Raw genomic sequence first — 16,832 nt, 5'->3', positions numbered from 1 at the left:
AAAATCTTTAAAAACGAACATTATGAGAATTATTAAAAATCAAACAATCACTTCAAAAAACAAAACATGGCTTACAGGTGCATTCCTTTTCGCCTTTTTATTAGCGGTAGCCATCCCGATGAAATCGCATGCGCAAGCTGCTACAGGTTTAGGAATTCGAGCCGGATTAAACTACAACGGTAACGGAAAGTATTTCTCATCTATCAGTGCCAATGCACAGAATCCGGACAAAAACATAGGATATCATATTGGTGTTTTTGGTAAGATAGGAAGTCAGGTTTATTTAAAACCGGAATTTGTTTACACCAATACGAAAAGTGACTACAATGATGGTGATTTTAAAATGCAAAAACTGGATTTGCCTGTTTTAGTTGGCGCCAAAGTGATAGGTCCTGTGAGTGTTTTTGCCGGTCCTGCTTTTCAATATATCCTAAACACCAAGTTTGATGGTATTACTATCAATGATGTTAAAAATGACTTTACAGTTGGATTGAATTTCGGTATTGGATTAAATATTGACAAATTGGGTATCGACCTCAGATACGAGCGTGGTTTCAGTAAAAATGAGGCGACATTTGTTCAGAGCATTGGTACAACGAGTCCGAGTAGAATTGACACGCGACCAGATCAGTTAATTTTAAGTTTATCTCTGATCTTGTAACATCACTAATGTTGAAACATAAAAAACCTCGCGATTGCGAGGTTTTTTTATGTTCTAATGTTAAATAAATATTTACTTATTTGAAGCCGTTTCGGTGGCATCCAGATATTTTGGAATACCATTGGCTCCTATATCGTTGGTGGGATCACCATCGTTATTAGTGTCTTCATTAATCGTTAAAACCCCATCACCATCATCATCTGCATCAAGAAAATCCGGAGTTCCATCACCATCGGTGTCGTCATCGGTTGTACTATCTCTATTTTCGTAATCCACGACAAATTCGTTATCACTGTTTAAATCTTCCAAATAAGAAGGTACACCGTCATTATCATGATCCATGACAGAGGTTTCCAGTAGATCAAATTTAAATGCTAAAACAGCATAAGGAGGAATATTGCTCGTGTATTCAGAAAAATAAGCCAGACCAGATGGTAAAAACATGGCTCCAACACCAGGATTTGTGTATGTTACCGTTCCATCACCATTGTCGGTGTACGAAGCTGCCATATTAAATTCAGTTAAAACCTTACGCCAACCGGTAATAACACCTTGAGTATTAACGCCGTCACCAATTAAATAAAAATCTGTAGGATTTGGCGATTCATCGAAGACCTTATTATCATCATTTGGTAGAAAACCTTGATAGAGTACACGAACCTGATCGCAAAAGTGAGGTGCTTTTTCTCCACCGCCTTGAGCAATTTTAAGAACATAATACTTGTATTCTGTATCAGAAAACGTAGTGGTATGTGTTTCAACGGCATCTATTAATAAGGTATTTTTATCCGGATCCGGCAGCACACCATCGGCGGGTAGAGCCGTAATCACTAGATCTTTCATACTTGGATTTGGATTGGCTTGAAGATCAGCAGAGTTATAATAATAGCTGCTCAAATAATCCTCCAATATAATGTCATCCTCAGCTTGTTGTTCAGTACGATCACGTAAAACCGGAGCTGCAGTAGCATTGTTGTTATTTTTACTACAAGAAAGAACGATTGAGGTTAATATAATGAAAAGTAAACTAAATTTTCCAATTTTCATACAGCACAAGTAATTCTAAGTTATTGCTTATTTTTGAGGTCGCAAGATACAATATTAAAGTATTCCTGCACAAAAACATTAACGTAGTTTTTAGAATAATTATATGCGGATTGATAAATATTTGTGGTGTATACGCTATTACAAAACTCGGTCTTTGGCTACCACGGCTTGCAAGAAGGGCCATATTAAAGTTAATAACGACACCGTAAAACCGAGTCGTGAGGTATACCCCCAGGATACCATAGAGGTTCGAAAGAACCAAATAAATTATAAACTCATTGTAAACGATATTCCCGATAACCGGGTTGGCGCCAAACTTGTAGATATTTATCGAACAGATAAAACACCTAAGGAGCAGTTTGAGGCTCAGGAATTGTTGAAATATTCAAAAGATTACTACCGTAAAAAAGGAACCGGCAGACCCACAAAAAAAGATCGCCGTGATATTGATGAATATAAAAATGATGGATTTGAAGATGAATTATGAAACCATTAAAAATCTATCAATCCTGAACCAAATAAATTAGTTAATTTTACAAAAGGAAATTAAACTTCGGTAATTATGCTTGTAAAAAATAACGTCATTCTAAATGAGCGAGAGATCAATTATAAGATAAGACGTATTGCTTTTCAAATTTATGAAAGCAATGTTGAAGAAACTGAAATAATTCTTGCAGGTATAGATAAGAATGGATACATATTAGCTAAAAAACTTAAAGCTGTACTCCAAAAAATTTCTCCAATAAACCCGGTTCTTTGCAAAGTAATTATCAACAAGAAAGAACCACAAGGCCCCGTTAGTACTTCTATTTCAGAATCGGAATACGCCAACAAATCCCTGATTCTGATTGACGATGTTTTAAATTCAGGAACAACCCTCATTTATGGCGTGAAACATTTTTTAAATGTCCCGCTGAAACAATTCAAAACAGCTGTTTTGGTAAACCGAAATCACAAAAAATATCCTATTAAGGCTGATTTTAAAGGTTTGTCATTATCCACTTCACTTCACGAACACATTGAAGTCCAAATTGATAAAAAACCCTACGAAGCTTTATTGGTTTAAGAATTCTGAAATTTCGTTAGAAATTGCTCCTACACTTTTGTTATCAGTAGTTATGCCCACTTCGGCTTGCTCATAGAATTGCCGTCTTTCAAAAAGGTGCTTTGCAACAAATTCAATCAGATCATCTTCTGATACGATGTGTGCTATTAAAGGACGTTTGCTTTTTTCATTTTTTAAACGGTTAACCAAGGTGTTAACAGAAGCCCTGAGATAAACCGTCTTAACTTGATCTGAATCCAGCAACATTTTCATGTTATCACCATAACATGGCGTGCCCCCTCCAAGCGATAAAACCAGATTATCTTCAGTAGATAAAAGCGCTTGCAAATAATGCGATTCGAGTTTCCTGAAACGAATTTCACCATTCAATTTAAAGATATCCGAAATCGTTTTTTGTTCTTTTTCCTCAATAAAATCATCCAAATCAATAAAGCCATAGTTTAAGTTTTCAGCTAAAACTTTACCTATTACCGACTTACCAGAGGCCATATATCCTATTAAAACTACAATCATATAAGCGCTATATTTTGATAATCAAAGCTTACGAAATGGTGCTGCAAAAAAACGAAAAAATCTTTTAAAAAAGCATTGTTTTATTGATTAAACATTTTATATTTGCACCCGCATTCCGCTAGTTGTCTAGCAATGACCGGGTAGCTCAGTTGGTAGAGCATCTCCCTTTTAAGGAGAGGGTCCTGGGTTCGAGCCCCAGCCCGGTCACAAAAAAAGTTAAGTATTATGCTTAACTTTTTTTATTTTTATACCCTTCTTTTTAAATGCGCACGTGGCGGAATTGGTAGACGCGCTGGCTTGAGGGGCCAGTATCCGTTTAGGATGTGGAAGTTCGAATCTTCTCGTGCGCACTTTAAAAAATTCCACTCGAAATTTGTTCAACTTTTTCATTTACCTCTGATAAGTAGGTGATTTTCCCCTGATATCAGTACTGTAAAGGTCTCAACAGAAATATTATTATTTTTTTTATTCTAAATTAATGTTGTTTTCTAAATAAATAGTTGTACTTTTGTTTAAGAAAAAATGGAAATAGATGAACAATATTCAGGTTAATTTCAGTATCAAAGACCTTGAAAATTTAACAGGAATCAAGGCGCACACGATAAGAATATGGGAGAAACGCTACAATTTACTCAGCCCGGATAGAACAGATACAAACATCAGAAATTATAACCTAAGCAGCTTCCAAAAGCTGTTAAATATTTCTTACCTAAATAACAACGGGTTAAAAATTTCAAAGATCGCTAAGTTAAAAGAAGAAGAAATTCCCATTAAAGTTCGTGAAATAGCTTCCAGAGCTAAAGTTGAAGACCACGCCATTAATGCTTTAAAAATGGCAATGATCAATTTCGATCAAGTACTATTTTACAATACCTATAAAAACCTCATTGAAACAAAAACATTCAGTGATATTTTCTATACGGTGTTCTTACCGCTTTTAAATGAGATTGGTCTGCTATGGCAAACCAACACCATTACACCGGCCCATGAGCACTTTGTATCGGTTCACATCAAGCAAAAAATCTTATTGAACATAGAGCGTATACAATCACTCGAACCTAAGCCGGAAAGTAAAACGTGCATCTTATTCCTGCCCGATCATGAAATTCATGATATAGGCCTGCTCTTTTTAAACTATGAACTTAGAAGTAAAGGGTATCATACCATTTTTCTTGGTTCTAGTGTTCCTATGGATAGCTTGGTAGATCTGCATGAGTTTTTTAATGAAATAACTTTTATATCCTATTTTACCGTGTATCCTGAGGTTGAAAAAATACCGGAATACATTGCTGAGTTCGATAGTACGCTTTTACTAAAAGAAAATACCAAATTTATGATCTTAGGGCCGAAACTCGCCGAAGTTAAAGACTTAAAATTACCTAAAAACGTTGCTACTTACGATTCTATTGAAAAGCTAGTTAAAGCCTTTTAATGAAATTTAGGATTAAAATAATTTCCCAAAACTAATGAGCGCAACGGTTAATATTATAGGTTCCGGATTTTCATCTCTAGCTGCTTCCTGTTATTTGGCAAAAGCAGGTTATACGGTACAAATTTTTGAAAAAAATAGTACGATTGGTGGTCGGGCCAGACAACTTAAGAAAGATGGATTTACCTTCGATATTGGTCCAACCTGGTACTGGATGCCCGATGTTTTTGAGCGTTTTTTTTCTGATTTTGACAAAAAGCCTTCTGATTATTACACCCTTGAAAAACTGAATCCTGCATACAGTGTTTATTTTGGCAAAAATGATTTTATTACCATTGAAGATACTCTAGCGAAGATTAAAACGGCATTTGAAAATGAAGAACCTGAAAGCTCAGAGAAACTTCAAAAATTTATTGACGAAGCCAAAAGCAATTATGATATTGCAATAAAGGACCTGGTATACAATCCCGGTTTATCCCCCCTTGAGCTGGTAACGCCGGCAACCATAAAAAAACTCAACCAATTTTTCAGCACCATCAAAAAAGATGTTCGCAAAGCTTTCAAAAATGAACGTCTTGTTAAGATCTTAGAATTTCCCGTTTTATTTTTAGGAGCTAAACCAAGTGATACACCCTCATTTTACAGTTTTATGAATTATGCCGATTTTGGATTGGGCACTTTTCATCCTAAAAAAGGCATGTATCAGGTTATTTTAGCCATGGAGAAATTAGCTAAAGAATTGGGTGTTGAAATCCATACCGATGCACCTGTCGATCATATTATTGTTGAAGACGGAAAAGCTAAAGGCCTTGTTGTTAATGGAAAGGAGCATTATTCCGATGTGGTTTTAAGTGGTGCCGATTATCATCACACGGAAACCTTGCTTGAAAAAGAGAACAGACAATACTCAGAACGCTATTGGAGCAACAAAACCTTTGCTCCCTCTTCCCTACTTTTCTATGTTGGATTTGATAAACCTCTGAAAAATGTAAACCATCACACCTTATTTTTTGATGTGGATTTTGATACGCATGCGGAGGCCATTTACGATGACCCCAAGTGGCCGGAAAATCCATTATTTTACGCAAGTTTCCCAAGTAAAACGGATGAAGCATCTGCTCCTGAAGGTAAAGAAGCCGGAATTTTTTTGATTCCTCTGGCGCCAGGAATTGAGGATTCTGAAGCCCTAAGAGAAACCTATTTTGAAAAAATAATAACACGTTTTGAAAATTTAACAACGCAAAATGTGAAAAATCATGTTATATTTAAGGAGTCCTTCTGTGTGAATGATTTTATTAATGACTATAATTCATACAAAGGAAATGCTTACGGCATGGCCAATACATTATTACAAACTGCTTTTTTAAGACCCAAATTAAAGAGCAAAAAAGTAAAAAATCTATTTTTCACTGGTCAATTAACGGTTCCTGGTCCTGGTGTACCACCGTCGTTAATTTCAGGAAAACTGGTATCAGAATTAGTAACCAAATACCATAGTTAGTTTATGAAAGATCTTTTCGACACCGTTTCATACCAATGCAGTAAAGTTGTAACAAAGCGTTACAGCACCTCATTTTCATTGGCTACAAAAATGTTGTATAAATCCATTAGAAATGATATTTACAACATCTATGGTTTTGTAAGATTTGCTGATGAAATTGTGGATTCCTTTCATAATTTCGATAAGGAAGATCTTTTTAAGCGCTTCACCGATGATCTTGAGTTTGCGTTAAGAGATCGCATCAGTTTAAACCCTATTTTAAACTCATTTCAATATACCTATCATAAATACAACATCGATAAACATTTGGTAGATGCTTTTATGAATAGTATGCGCATGGACTTACATAAAACTGAATATTTGTCTGATGAAGAATTCAAAAAATACATATATGGTTCTGCCGATGTTGTTGGTTTGATGTGTTTGAAAGTGTTTGTAAATGGCGATCAGGAAAAATATGATGAATTAAAAGATACGGCTATGGCCCTGGGCTCTGCGTTTCAAAAAGTGAATTTCCTAAGAGATCTTAAAGCCGACTATGAAGGTTTGAATAGAACCTATTTTCCGAATACAGATCTTTGTAATCTGGACGAAAAATCAAAAGAAGAAATTATTTTAGATATTGAACGAGATTTCGAAATGGGTTTGAGCGGCATCAGAAAACTACCTATTGAAGCTAAATTTGGTGTTTTTATGGCATATCGTTATTATAGTCAATTATTGAATAAGCTCAAAAAAACACCGGCATTAAAAATAAAAAATTCGCGTATTAGAGTTTCTAATCCTAAAAAAGTTGAACTTTTAATGCGCAGCTATGTTAAATATCAATTAAATTTGATGTAAAATAACTTTATGGATACTTTATATTGGATTCTAATATTTTTAGGAACTTATTGTTTCATGGAATTTATGGCCTGGTTTACGCATAAGTATATCATGCATGGTTTTTTATGGAGCTTGCATAAGGATCACCATCATAAAGATCACGACAGCTGGTTTGAGCGTAATGATGCCTTTTTCATCTTTTATGCCGTGGTAAGTATCACGTGCTTTCTACTTTGGAAATATGAAGGGTTCTGGGCAGGATTACCTATAGGAATAGGCATTTTTGCATACGGACTTTCGTATTTTTTGGTTCACGACATATTCATTCACCAGCGTTTTAAAATGTTCAGAAATGCCAATAACTGGTATGCCCGTGGTGTAAGACGTGCTCATAAGATTCACCACAAACATTTAGGTAAAGATGATGGTGAATGCTTCGGAATGTTGTTCGTTCCTTTTAAATACTTCAAAAAATAGAATTGTAGATCAAATATGGTGGGTAATAACCATTTCGACTATATCATTATTGGAAATGGTCTTGCCGGTTTACAGCTTGCCCTTGCTTTTTCAAAAGATCCATTTTTTTCAAAAAAATCAATAGGGCTTATCGACCCTTCCAAAAAGGATACCAATGATAAAACCTGGAGTTTTTGGGAAACCGGAACTTCAGTTTGGGATGTGTTATCGTATCAAAGCTGGAACAAGGCCGTAGTATTTGCCTGTGATGAAAAAATTAACTTAGACCTTAATCCCTACAATTATAAATCCATACGATCCCTTGATTTTTACAATTACAGTAAGGAAGTTCTTGAGGAGCATTCCAATATTCAATTCATTTTAGATGAAGTTACCTCTGTTTTTGAAGAAGCAGATCTCGTAAAAATTAAAGGAAAATCAAATAATTACAGCGCCGATTTGGTGTTTGATAGTCGTATACCCGAAGCTTTCCTCCAAAATAAAAAAGACATTCCCGAAGTTATGCAACACTTCAAAGGATATGTTATTAAAACGAACCAACCGGTTTTTGACAAGGGTCAATTAACCATGATGGATTACCGCCTTAAGGATGGAGAACAAACCACCTTTACCTACGTGTTACCCTACAGTGAACAGGAAGCTCTGGTAGAATTCACGTATTTTACAGAACACCTTGTAGAGGAAGCCGTTTACGATAGTTTCATTACAAATTATATCACCAATTACTTAAAAATTGAGAATTACACTATCGTGGAAACCGAGACCGGAAAGATTCCTATGAGTACTTTCCCTTTTGAAAAATTTAATACAAGAAAAGTAATAAAGATAGGAACGGCTGGAGGCTGGGTGAAGCCTTCGAGTGGTTATTCATTCAAACACACAGAAAAAAAAGTACAGCAAATTATTTCAAATCTTAAAAATGGAAAACCCACAGCATTGAACCTTTTTCGCAAACGCTATAGATTTTACGACAAAGTATTTTTAAGGGTATTAAAGGACGATAATGCGAAAGGGGAATGGATCTTCAAACAGTTTTACGCTAAGAACAAAACAGTACATATGTTTCGATTTTTAGATGAAGAATCCACTTTAATGGAAGATATGAACATTATTTTATCCCTAATTTCCTGGCCATTTATAAAGGCATTTTTCAAAACCTTATTTCAATAAAAAACCTCACTTTAAGTGAGGCCTTTTTAATCTTATTCTTCTTCGTCTTTTACGGTTTCTTTTTCTACATCAAGCGTATCTTCTAGTAAATTGTGCTCAACCAACAAATTATACCACTGGATCACTTTTTTAATATCGCTGGCATAAACACGATCTTCATCATATTCAGGCAACACATCAAAAAAGTATTCTTCCAGTTTTATTTTAGGATCTTTCGGACTTACAGAAGCTTTTTTGCCTTTTTCCTTAGATTGCATTTTTTTAAAAACCTCAGCTAACGGCACTTCTTCCGTAAGGGTATAAATCGCAATATCACTTAAGATACTTACATTTTGCTGAATCCCTACCGATAAGCGTTTTTTATCTACCAAAGATTCTGCGATAAAGCCACCACGTGTTTGGGTAATCAGCTTATACAATCCGGGTTTTCCGGAAATTGACAACACTTTTTCTAAACTCATAACTTAGTTTTTTAAGCGCACAAATATCTTTTGATTATGGCGTTATTGCAAATATTATCGTCTCTTTTTTTGGTTAGGAAAACGCATTTTGTAATCTACGTTTATTTTGCCTTTTGAAATGTTATTTAGTCTACTTTTAAGAAGTCGCTTTTTAAAACTAGATAGCTTATCCGTAAACAAAATACCATCAATATGATCGTATTCATGCTGAATAACGCGAGCGATTAAACCTTCAAAAGTTTCGGTATAGGTATTAAAATTTTCATCCTGATAAGTCATGGTGATTTTTGGCTGACGGTAAACATCTTCACGAACATCAGGAATACTCAAACATCCTTCATTAAAGGCCCATTCCTCCCCTTCTTCTTCAATAATATGAGCATTAATAAATATCTTTTTAAAATCCTTTAGTTCCTTTTGCTCTTCTTCAGTTAATTCTTCGTCATCAGCAAAAGGTGAGGTATCCACCAAAAACATTCGAATTGGCAAACCTATTTGAGGCGCCGCCAATCCAACACCATAAGCATTATACATAGTCTCGAACATATTAGCAATAAGTTCGTTTAATTTCGGGTAATCCTCCGGAATATCTTTTGCTTTTACTTTTAATACGGGATCGCCATAAGCGACTATAGGTAAAATCATGGCATTTATTTTTTGCAAAAATACAATTCTTAAGGCTAATCGCCACTATTTTGAATATAAATAACTCTGCAGGATCAAGGTTGCAGAAATTTCGTCAACTAGCGCTTTATTTTTACGTTGCTTTTTTTTCAAGCCGCTATCGATCATCGATTGAAATGCCATTTTCGAAGTAAACCGCTCATCAACCCGCTCTACAGGAATATTTGGAAATTTCTTATCTAATTTTTTTAAGAAAGCTTCAATATAAATTTCACTTTCAGATGCCGTATTATTCATTTGTTTAGGCTCACCAACAAGAATTAGAGAAACTTCCTCCTTAGCCAGGTAATCAGAAAGGAAGTCTAATAATTCTTTCGTGTTCACAGTAGTTAATCCCGAGGCAATTATCTGAAGTTCGTCCGTTATAGCTATACCTGTGCGTTTGGTTCCGTAATCAATGGCTAAAATACGTGGCATAAAATTTAATTTAGCTCAAAAATACAAATAAAAAAGGCTATCATGAAGATAGCCTTTTTGGAATATAACTTATTTGTACTTGGTTTAAGCTTTTTTGTCTAAATGGATTTTAGGAAATAATAATTTTATATTTTCCACTTTCTTTACACGCACTCTATTAAAGTAAATACGAATATCACTATTTGTTCTTGCGATAGATTCCTTAAGTTCAGAAGGACTAATTAGATCGTTCCCAACATTAGAGGTTGTGTTTATTTCTGTTGAATTAGCAACTGGAACAGGGTTTTTATGATCCTCTGACTGTGCTTGTGCAACAGATACACTTAATATTAAAATGAGGGCTATGTATAATTTTGTTTTCACTGCTTTGGTAATTTGAAACAAATATAGTTTCCAATTAAAGTTCATTCCCAAAAAATTAGTTGTAATTCACAAAAATCACGTCCATCTGTAATAACAACAATAATAGGGTGTTACAGGTATTTGTCATTTTTTTTATCGATGAAATGCACGGTATTTGGACTAAAAGTGTAAACAGAATTAAAGTCTTCAAAAAACCTCCATCATCTGTTAAATTGCTTCGATATACGGAATTTCGAAAAACTGATATTTACATGTAATTAACTAGCGTATAATTCTGTAAGTTTCAGGGATAGCTATTATATTTGCTCAAAATTAATGACAATCATGACAGAACTGAGAAATACAATAGAACAAGCCTGGGAAAACCGCGATCTATTACAACAAGAAAGTACCCAAAAAGCGATAAGAAGTGTAATTGACCAACTAGATAAAGGGACCTTACGTGTTGCTGAACCAACTTCCGATGGTTGGCAAGTAAACGAGTGGGTTAAAAAGGCTGTTGTACTTTATTTCCCGATTCAAAAAATGCAAACCATAGAATGTGGCCCCATGGAATTTCACGATAAAATGCCATTAAAAACAGGTTATGCTGAAAAAGGTATTCGTGTGGTACCCCATGCTATTTCAAGACATGGAGCTTACATTTCCAGAGGTGTGATCATGATGCCAAGTTATATTAATATCGGAGCTTATGTTGATGAAGGGACTATGGTTGACACCTGGGCAACAGTTGGAAGTTGTGCGCAGATAGGTAAAAATGTGCATTTATCCGGAGGTGTTGGCATTGGTGGGGTTTTAGAACCTTTACAAGCTGCTCCTGTAATTATTGAAGACAATGTATTTGTTGGTTCACGATGTATCGTGGTTGAAGGCGTTCGTGTGGAAACTGAAGCTGTTCTTGGTGCCGGTGTTGTACTTACCATGAGTACTAAAATTATAGATGTTACCGGTGATAAACCGGTTGAAATGAAAGGTGTTGTCCCTGCACGCTCAGTTGTGATCCCTGGAAGTTATTCAAAATCTTTCCCTGCGGGAGATTACAATGTCCCTTGTGCCTTAATTATAGGAAAGCGAAAAGAAAGTACGAACAAAAAAACATCGCTTAACGACGCGCTTCGTGAGCATGATGTAGCTGTGTAGGTGAAAATTTTAGTAATACAACAAAAAATGATTGGCGATGTGCTTACAAGCAGTATTTTGTTTGAGGCACTCCGCCAGAAATACCCAAAAGCGCAACTTCATTACCTTATCAATAAATCCACTTTCCCGGTGGTAGAGAACAATCCTTTTATTGATGAATTTATTTTTTTTACTGAAAAAGAACGGCGTATTGGCGCACTTTTAAAATTCGCGTTTCAAATAAGACATCAAAATTATGATGTGGTAATTGATGTTTATTCCAAGCTTTCAAGTAATATAATAACTGCGCTTTCCAAAGCTAAAACCCGGATATCTTATTTCAAACATTATTCTACCTTATTTTATTCTCATAACATTAAGCGAAAAACTCATGGTAACCAATTGGCATTGGTAAATCGCCTACAGCTATTATCGGTTTTAGGTATGGAATCCGATATTATTAAGCCAAAAATATATCTGAGACCGGAAGAAATCAAAACGCAAAAAACCTATTTGGAAAAGCAGGGTATCGATTTGAAAAAACCGTTGTATATGATAAGCGTTTTAGGAAGTGGCGAAAATAAAACCTATCCACTACCCTATATGGCTAAGGTCATAGATCAGGTTGTTGCGGAAACCAATGGACAGGTACTATTCAATTATATGCCAAACCAAAAAGAAGAAGCCAACATGGTTTATGAATTATGTAAGGAATCTTCAAAGGCCCATATTCATTTAGATATCTTTGGAAATAATCTGAGGGATTTTCTGGCGATCACAAAACATTGCACAGCCTTAATAGGTAATGAAGGTGGAGCTATAAATATGGCTAAAGCGCTGGATGTAAAAACTTTTGCTATATTTTCACCATGGATCACTAAAGAAACCTGGGGATTCTTTGAAAATGAAACCGAACATGTTGCTGTTCATTTAAAAGATTTCAAACCTCAATTATTTGAAAAAGCAGAGGGTAAAAAATTGAAAAAAGAAGTTAAATCCATGTACCATGTTTTCAAACCTTCGTATTTTACTGACGCTTTAAAACGCTTTTTAACCGCATCCAAATAATGAATAAACTCACGGCCTTAATACCAACCGGAAATGAAATTCACAACATCGAAGATGCCATAGCCTCTGTGGATTTTGCTGATGAAATTTTGGTAGTAGATAGTTTCAGCACGGATGGCACTTATGAAAAAGCTCTTGAAAAGGCATCGCGCGTTATTCAACGCAAATTCGATTACTTTTCAGCTCAAAAAAACTGGGCTATTCCACAAGCCAAACATGAGTGGATTTTGCTGATTGATGCTGACGAACGCGTTACAAATGATCTCAAATTAGAAATTCAAAATATCCTCAAAAATCCAAATCCTGATATCGTTGCCTATTGGATTGGCAGAAATAACCATTTTATGGGAAAACAGGTACATTACAGTGGCTGGCGTAATGATAAAGTAATCCGGCTTTTTAAGCGTGATTTATGTATCTACGAGGATAAAAAGGTACACGAAGAAATTATTGCGAATGGAACTGTTAGTGAATTAAAGCACAAATTAAATCACAATACATACACCTCATTTGATGCTTACGTAGATAAAATGAATCGCTATGCTTGGTTACAAGCTCAGGATTATGATAAAAAAACCAAATCAATAACACCCTATCATGTTGTTGTAAAACCTTTTTGGGGGTTTTTTAAGCACTATATTATTCAGGGTGGTTTCAGAGATGGCTTCGTAGGATTTACTATTGGCTATATGCAAGCTTATGTTGTATTTATGCGCTATGTTAAACTTTGGTTACTCAGAAAAAACAGACGTTAATCATATTTCTTCCAAAACTTCAATCGTTTTTTTAAACGTTGTTTGCGGTGATATTTAGCTTGAAAGGCTTCTGTTTGCTGCCACATTAACTGAAATACTTTCTCAAAAGGTTCTCCGATACATTTCGCATATTCATCACTCATTATTTCAACCATAGATTTATGAATGGTTAATCGTGCAAAATTCTTGATCCGTGTTTCTAAATCCAGATTACCAAACGACATGCGGTTCAAATCAACTAAATAAAAATCATATGAATCCTTATTTATTTTAATGAGTGTGTTCCCGGGTGAATGATCCAAAAAATGAATCTCCTTTTCATGTAGATCAAACGTAAATCTGGTAAACGCTCGTAAAATTGCTTCGTGATTCGGGTAATTCAGATTAGTAGTCAATGCTCTGTAGGTAAGGTCGGCCTCCACATGAACACTGAGGTAATAACTATTTTTGAATAAAAAAAGCGTTTCAAATTCATAAAAAGCTATGGGATCCGGAGTTCCAACACCAAGTTCTTTAAGTTTATTGGCATAAGTATAGGATCGCTCCGCTTTACTTTTTCGAAAGAATTTATAGGCAATCTGATTGATAATATTGGGAACACGAAATGATTTTACGATTACTTCCTGATACCCCAACCGGAATTCCTTCAAGGTATTCCTATCCTGGTTTCCAAAAGCCTTACCTGCCGTTTCAAAATTTTGAATAATAGCATCGATATCAGCTTCCAGATCGGCATACTTTTTATGAATTTTCTTCGAGCGTATCATGAGTTTTTTTTACTACCGTAGCAAATTGCACATACTGCATATCTAATTGTGTAAAAAGCGTTAACGCATAGAACAAGTAGGGCTTGATGGATTTACTTCGGTTGATCCCCTTGTGGATTAAAACGTTGTAACCCAAATCTTCATACATGCGTCGGATACTTTTTTTGGTGAAAAACCGTAAATGGGTTCGGTCCATAACACCGTAATCTTCGTAACGCCAGTCTTTATTAAATAGCACCCTTTTAAACGTATTAAAATGCCTTACGTTGGGTATAGAACTAATAATAACACCCTCCGGTTTTAATTTACTTTTTACACGTTTTAATACCTCATAAGGGTCAACCAAATGTTCCAAAACATCATTAAAATAAATGGCATCAAAATAATTTTCGGGTAAATCATCCATGTAGTCTTCACACCTCCCTACAAAAACCTGATCCAGGACATCTTTAGCCTCATTTCCCGGACCTTCCGTAAATTCTATACCCCAAACCTCAGCATCATTTTGCTTTTTAATAACCAGAGCAAATGCACCGTTTCCGCAACCAACATCCAAAACGCATTGGGCATCAGGTGGCAAAAACTGCAACATTTCAGAACGAATGTTGTCATAATACCCTTGCGGTTTGTTGTCGTAGTCCATGTTCCAAAAATATAAAATTTAAAAGAGCAACATCACATAAAGTCATTTTTAATAAAAAACCTTATTTTGCAACATAAAATAATACCTATGCAACCCTTCCCAACCAGTACATTAGTAACACCCACCTACAATTGGCCGCAGGCTCTGGAGCTTTTATTACTCAGTGTTAAAAACCAGTCGGTATTGCCAAATGAAGTTATTGTTGCTGATGATGGTTCGCGAGAAGACACAAAAGCCCTTATCGAAGAGTTTAAAAAAGATTTTCCGATACCTCTAATTCATATTTGGCATGAAGATCTCAAAAACCGCAAACCGGCAATAATGAATAAAGCGATCGCTAAAGCTCAATACGACTATATTATTGAAATTGATGGCGATATCATCATGCATAAAGATTTTGTAAAGGATCATTTGCGATTATCTCAACTCAATGCGTTTTTGTACGGTAGTCGCGTGAATATTCAGGAATCATTATTACCGAAACTATTCAAAACAAAACAAACGAAATTTCACTTTTTCTCAAAAGGCATTAAAAAACGGGGACGTACTCTACGCATTCCCTTTTTAAGTAATCTTTATAAAGAAGAAGACAAACGCTCCTCGAAACTTCGGGGGTGCAATATGTCGTTCTGGCGTTCTGATTTTATTAAAGTGAATGGTTTTAATGAAAATTTAGTGGGCTGGGGTATCGATGATAGTGAGATGATCCAACGACTACTTAATATTGGAGTAAAAGGAAAGCGACTGAAGTTTTCAGGTTTAGCCTATCATATTTATCACAAAGAACAAGATAAAAGCCATATTGAAATAAATGAATTAATTGAAAAGGAAACTACAAATAAAAAAGTAACTTACATTGAAAAAGGCGTAGATCAATATTTATAATTATGGCTTGCGATATTTCCATCATTATTATCAATTACAACACCGCAAACTATACCATAGATTGCATTGCCTCCATATTGAAACACACACCGTCTGATTTGGATTGCGAGTTTATTATCGTTGATAATGCTTCTGAGACCAAAAATTATTTTCTCTTAAAAAACTATATTGATAGTATTTCAAATAAGATCAATATAAAACTCATTAGAAGCCAGATAAACACCGGATTTGGAGCCGGTAACATGATTGGTGCGCAGCAGGCCACCGGTAATTATTTAGCCTTCATAAACAACGATGTTATATTTGAAAATGACTGTTTAAGTGCCCTTAAAGAATTTATGGATAATCATGAAAATGCTGGTGTTTGCGGGCCTCAAGCCTTTAAAGAAGATCACAGTATTTTACCGACCATCGACCATTTCGCCTCACCACTTCGTGAATTATTTGGAAGAAATATCCTTGAATTCCTGAATCAAAAAACATATCCGGAAAGAAAAAAATTATACGCAAAACCACAACGGGGTCAATTTGTAGCTGGAAGTTTTATGTTTTTCAGAACTACAGATTTTGATCAGGTTGGCGGTTTCGATACGAATATTTTTCTTTATTACGAGGAAACCGATATTTGTAAACGGCTTGCCAAAAACAAAAAGTCTGCCTGGTTAGTTCCTAGCGGACGCTTCATACATTTTCATGGTGCTAGTACACCGAAATCGATTGCCCTAAAGATCGAACTAAAAATCTCTCTTTTGTATCTTACTCGCAAACATTACGGAATGATTTCATATTGGATCATACGTTTTTATTTGCAACTAAAATATTTCTTCAGCAGTCTGGTAAAACCAAAACACTGGCCGCTTTTTTTCGCCTTGATCAAAGGAGCTCCTTTAAGCATGTCGCTTAAACACAAACAAAAAATTCAGAGAATTTCATAAGGTTTAAAGCAAATAAATAAAATACGCTTGATACTTTAAAAGCTGT

21 protein-coding genes and 2 tRNA genes are annotated in these 16,832 nt (G+C 35.2%); 15 read left to right on the top strand and 8 right to left on the bottom strand.

What is annotated here, in order from left to right; genetic code table 11:
- Nucleotides 1-22 precede the first annotated feature (22 nt).
- Nucleotides 23-661, top strand: coding sequence for an outer membrane beta-barrel protein (locus ABD682_RS08600; RefSeq protein WP_344740766.1), 639 nt, complete (start codon nt 23-25; stop codon nt 659-661).
- Nucleotides 662-733: 72 nt separating this feature from the next.
- Here ABD682_RS08600 and ABD682_RS08595 read toward each other — a convergent pair whose 3' ends face one another.
- Entirely contained in the window at nt 734-1,708 is a 975-nt protein-coding gene (locus ABD682_RS08595; RefSeq protein WP_344740764.1) for an FKBP-type peptidyl-prolyl cis-trans isomerase, read from the bottom strand.
- Between the two features lie 103 nt (nt 1,709-1,811).
- On the opposite strand from ABD682_RS08595, the gene ABD682_RS08590 reads away from it, so the two are divergent.
- Nucleotides 1,812-2,195, top strand: coding sequence for an RNA-binding S4 domain-containing protein (locus ABD682_RS08590; RefSeq protein WP_344740763.1), 384 nt, complete (start codon nt 1,812-1,814; stop codon nt 2,193-2,195).
- A 75-nt stretch (nt 2,196-2,270) separates the two neighbouring features.
- Entirely contained in the window at nt 2,271-2,774 is a 504-nt protein-coding gene (locus ABD682_RS08585) for a phosphoribosyltransferase family protein (protein ID WP_344740762.1), read from the top strand.
- On the opposite strand, the gene ABD682_RS08580 is transcribed toward ABD682_RS08585, so the two are convergent.
- The gene (locus ABD682_RS08580; protein ID WP_344740760.1) at nt 2,763-3,287 is read right to left on the bottom strand and encodes a shikimate kinase; all 525 of its coding nucleotides are present in this window, start codon (nt 3,285-3,287) and stop codon (nt 2,763-2,765) included. The genes ABD682_RS08585 and ABD682_RS08580 overlap by 12 nt on opposite strands.
- Before the next feature lie 134 nt (nt 3,288-3,421).
- Here ABD682_RS08580 and ABD682_RS08575 point away from each other — a divergent pair.
- The 7 genes from ABD682_RS08575 (at nt 3,422) to ABD682_RS08545 (ending at nt 8,689) form a co-directional block, all read left to right on the top strand.
- Nucleotides 3,422-3,494, top strand: a tRNA-Lys gene (locus ABD682_RS08575).
- 58 nt (nt 3,495-3,552) lie between these two features.
- Nucleotides 3,553-3,637 (top strand) — tRNA-Leu (locus ABD682_RS08570).
- Between the two features lie 182 nt (nt 3,638-3,819).
- Nucleotides 3,820-4,719 carry a MerR family transcriptional regulator gene (locus tag ABD682_RS08565; RefSeq protein WP_344740758.1) on the top strand — a complete coding sequence of 300 codons (900 nt, stop codon included), beginning with the start codon at nt 3,820-3,822 and terminating at the stop codon, nt 4,717-4,719.
- Nucleotides 4,720-4,753: 34 nt separating this feature from the next.
- Nucleotides 4,754-6,217 carry a phytoene desaturase family protein gene (locus ABD682_RS08560; protein ID WP_344740756.1) on the top strand — a complete coding sequence of 488 codons (1,464 nt, stop codon included), beginning with the start codon at nt 4,754-4,756 and terminating at the stop codon, nt 6,215-6,217.
- 3 nt (nt 6,218-6,220) lie between these two features.
- Nucleotides 6,221-7,060 carry a phytoene/squalene synthase family protein gene (locus ABD682_RS08555; protein ID WP_344740755.1) on the top strand — a complete coding sequence of 280 codons (840 nt, stop codon included), beginning with the start codon at nt 6,221-6,223 and terminating at the stop codon, nt 7,058-7,060.
- 9 nt (nt 7,061-7,069) lie between these two features.
- Entirely contained in the window at nt 7,070-7,519 is a 450-nt protein-coding gene (locus ABD682_RS08550) for a sterol desaturase family protein (protein ID WP_344740754.1), read from the top strand.
- A gap of 15 nt (nt 7,520-7,534) precedes the next feature.
- On the top strand, nt 7,535-8,689 hold the full coding sequence (locus tag ABD682_RS08545) for a lycopene cyclase family protein (protein WP_344740753.1): 1,155 nt from the start codon (nt 7,535-7,537) through the stop codon (nt 8,687-8,689).
- 32 nt (nt 8,690-8,721) lie between these two features.
- On the opposite strand, the gene ABD682_RS08540 is transcribed toward ABD682_RS08545, so the two are convergent.
- The 4 genes from ABD682_RS08540 to ABD682_RS08525 all read right to left on the bottom strand — a co-directional run bounded on the left by ABD682_RS08540 (nt 8,722) and on the right by ABD682_RS08525 (nt 10,659).
- Nucleotides 8,722-9,150 carry a DUF5606 family protein gene (locus tag ABD682_RS08540; RefSeq protein WP_344740752.1) on the bottom strand — a complete coding sequence of 143 codons (429 nt, stop codon included), beginning with the start codon at nt 9,148-9,150 and terminating at the stop codon, nt 8,722-8,724.
- 54 nt (nt 9,151-9,204) lie between these two features.
- Complete coding sequence (gene def / locus ABD682_RS08535) at nt 9,205-9,795, bottom strand: peptide deformylase (protein WP_344740751.1); 591 nt, start codon at nt 9,793-9,795, stop codon at nt 9,205-9,207.
- Between the two features lie 45 nt (nt 9,796-9,840).
- The gene (gene ruvX, locus ABD682_RS08530; protein ID WP_344740750.1) at nt 9,841-10,251 is read right to left on the bottom strand and encodes a Holliday junction resolvase RuvX; all 411 of its coding nucleotides are present in this window, start codon (nt 10,249-10,251) and stop codon (nt 9,841-9,843) included.
- 84 nt (nt 10,252-10,335) lie between these two features.
- Entirely contained in the window at nt 10,336-10,659 is a 324-nt protein-coding gene (locus ABD682_RS08525) for a hypothetical protein (protein WP_344740749.1), read from the bottom strand.
- 279 nt (nt 10,660-10,938) lie between these two features.
- On the opposite strand from ABD682_RS08525, the gene ABD682_RS08520 reads away from it, so the two are divergent.
- The 3 genes from ABD682_RS08520 to ABD682_RS08510 are packed head-to-tail and all read left to right on the top strand — an operon-like array spanning nt 10,939 to nt 13,556.
- Nucleotides 10,939-11,754, top strand: a complete 816-nt coding sequence (locus ABD682_RS08520; RefSeq protein WP_344740747.1) for a 2,3,4,5-tetrahydropyridine-2,6-dicarboxylate N-succinyltransferase — start codon at nt 10,939-10,941, stop codon at nt 11,752-11,754.
- A complete protein-coding gene (locus ABD682_RS08515; RefSeq protein ID WP_344740745.1) occupies nt 11,755-12,801 on the top strand; it encodes a glycosyltransferase family 9 protein in 1,047 nt (348 codons plus the stop codon).
- Nucleotides 12,801-13,556 carry a glycosyltransferase family 2 protein gene (locus tag ABD682_RS08510; RefSeq protein ID WP_344740744.1) on the top strand — a complete coding sequence of 252 codons (756 nt, stop codon included), beginning with the start codon at nt 12,801-12,803 and terminating at the stop codon, nt 13,554-13,556. The genes ABD682_RS08515 and ABD682_RS08510 overlap by 1 nt, the downstream gene beginning before the upstream one ends.
- On the opposite strand, the gene ABD682_RS08505 is transcribed toward ABD682_RS08510, so the two are convergent.
- Together ABD682_RS08505 and ABD682_RS08500 are read right to left on the bottom strand one after the other, a co-directional pair.
- The gene (locus tag ABD682_RS08505) at nt 13,553-14,323 is read right to left on the bottom strand and encodes a Kdo domain containing protein (protein WP_344740743.1); all 771 of its coding nucleotides are present in this window, start codon (nt 14,321-14,323) and stop codon (nt 13,553-13,555) included. The genes ABD682_RS08510 and ABD682_RS08505 overlap by 4 nt on opposite strands.
- Nucleotides 14,298-14,966 (bottom strand): class I SAM-dependent methyltransferase, encoded by a 669-nt coding sequence (locus ABD682_RS08500; protein WP_344740741.1) that lies wholly within the window; start codon nt 14,964-14,966, stop codon nt 14,298-14,300. The genes ABD682_RS08505 and ABD682_RS08500 overlap by 26 nt, the downstream gene beginning before the upstream one ends.
- Before the next feature lie 87 nt (nt 14,967-15,053).
- Between ABD682_RS08500 and ABD682_RS08495 the strand changes: the two genes are divergently transcribed.
- Nucleotides 15,054-15,851, top strand: coding sequence for a glycosyltransferase family 2 protein (locus ABD682_RS08495; RefSeq protein ID WP_344740740.1), 798 nt, complete (start codon nt 15,054-15,056; stop codon nt 15,849-15,851).
- 2 nt (nt 15,852-15,853) lie between these two features.
- Complete coding sequence (locus tag ABD682_RS08490) at nt 15,854-16,786, top strand: glycosyltransferase family 2 protein (protein WP_344740739.1); 933 nt, start codon at nt 15,854-15,856, stop codon at nt 16,784-16,786.
- Nucleotides 16,787-16,832 lie beyond the last annotated feature (46 nt).

This window comes from Gaetbulibacter aestuarii (assembly GCF_039537665.1).
GTDB lineage: Bacteria > Bacteroidota > Bacteroidia > Flavobacteriales > Flavobacteriaceae > Gaetbulibacter_A > Gaetbulibacter_A aestuarii.
This window is presented reverse-complemented; position numbering and strand designations above follow the sequence as displayed.

What these genes read in the sequence shown, in the direction of transcription:
- ABD682_RS08600 (WP_344740766.1), top strand. Translation starts at nt 23, where the DNA reads ATGAGAATTATTAAAAATCAAACAATCACTTCAAAAAACAAAACATGG.
- ABD682_RS08595 (WP_344740764.1), bottom strand. Translation starts at nt 1,708, where the DNA reads ATGAAAATTGGAAAATTTAGTTTACTTTTCATTATATTAACCTCAATC.
- ABD682_RS08590 (WP_344740763.1), top strand. Translation starts at nt 1,812, where the DNA reads ATGCGGATTGATAAATATTTGTGGTGTATACGCTATTACAAAACTCGG.
- ABD682_RS08585 (WP_344740762.1), top strand. Translation starts at nt 2,271, where the DNA reads ATGCTTGTAAAAAATAACGTCATTCTAAATGAGCGAGAGATCAATTAT.
- ABD682_RS08580 (WP_344740760.1), bottom strand. Translation starts at nt 3,287, where the DNA reads ATGATTGTAGTTTTAATAGGATATATGGCCTCTGGTAAGTCGGTAATA.
- ABD682_RS08565 (WP_344740758.1), top strand. Translation starts at nt 3,820, where the DNA reads ATGAACAATATTCAGGTTAATTTCAGTATCAAAGACCTTGAAAATTTA.
- ABD682_RS08560 (WP_344740756.1), top strand. Translation starts at nt 4,754, where the DNA reads ATGAGCGCAACGGTTAATATTATAGGTTCCGGATTTTCATCTCTAGCT.
- ABD682_RS08555 (WP_344740755.1), top strand. Translation starts at nt 6,221, where the DNA reads ATGAAAGATCTTTTCGACACCGTTTCATACCAATGCAGTAAAGTTGTA.
- ABD682_RS08550 (WP_344740754.1), top strand. Translation starts at nt 7,070, where the DNA reads ATGGATACTTTATATTGGATTCTAATATTTTTAGGAACTTATTGTTTC.
- ABD682_RS08545 (WP_344740753.1), top strand. Translation starts at nt 7,535, where the DNA reads ATGGTGGGTAATAACCATTTCGACTATATCATTATTGGAAATGGTCTT.
- ABD682_RS08540 (WP_344740752.1), bottom strand. Translation starts at nt 9,150, where the DNA reads ATGAGTTTAGAAAAAGTGTTGTCAATTTCCGGAAAACCCGGATTGTAT.
- def (WP_344740751.1), bottom strand. Translation starts at nt 9,795, where the DNA reads ATGATTTTACCTATAGTCGCTTATGGCGATCCCGTATTAAAAGTAAAA.
- ruvX (WP_344740750.1), bottom strand. Translation starts at nt 10,251, where the DNA reads ATGCCACGTATTTTAGCCATTGATTACGGAACCAAACGCACAGGTATA.
- ABD682_RS08525 (WP_344740749.1), bottom strand. Translation starts at nt 10,659, where the DNA reads ATGAACTTTAATTGGAAACTATATTTGTTTCAAATTACCAAAGCAGTG.
- ABD682_RS08520 (WP_344740747.1), top strand. Translation starts at nt 10,939, where the DNA reads ATGACAGAACTGAGAAATACAATAGAACAAGCCTGGGAAAACCGCGAT.
- ABD682_RS08510 (WP_344740744.1), top strand. Translation starts at nt 12,801, where the DNA reads ATGAATAAACTCACGGCCTTAATACCAACCGGAAATGAAATTCACAAC.
- ABD682_RS08505 (WP_344740743.1), bottom strand. Translation starts at nt 14,323, where the DNA reads ATGATACGCTCGAAGAAAATTCATAAAAAGTATGCCGATCTGGAAGCT.
- ABD682_RS08500 (WP_344740741.1), bottom strand. Translation starts at nt 14,966, where the DNA reads ATGGACTACGACAACAAACCGCAAGGGTATTATGACAACATTCGTTCT.
- ABD682_RS08495 (WP_344740740.1), top strand. Translation starts at nt 15,054, where the DNA reads ATGCAACCCTTCCCAACCAGTACATTAGTAACACCCACCTACAATTGG.
- ABD682_RS08490 (WP_344740739.1), top strand. Translation starts at nt 15,854, where the DNA reads ATGGCTTGCGATATTTCCATCATTATTATCAATTACAACACCGCAAAC.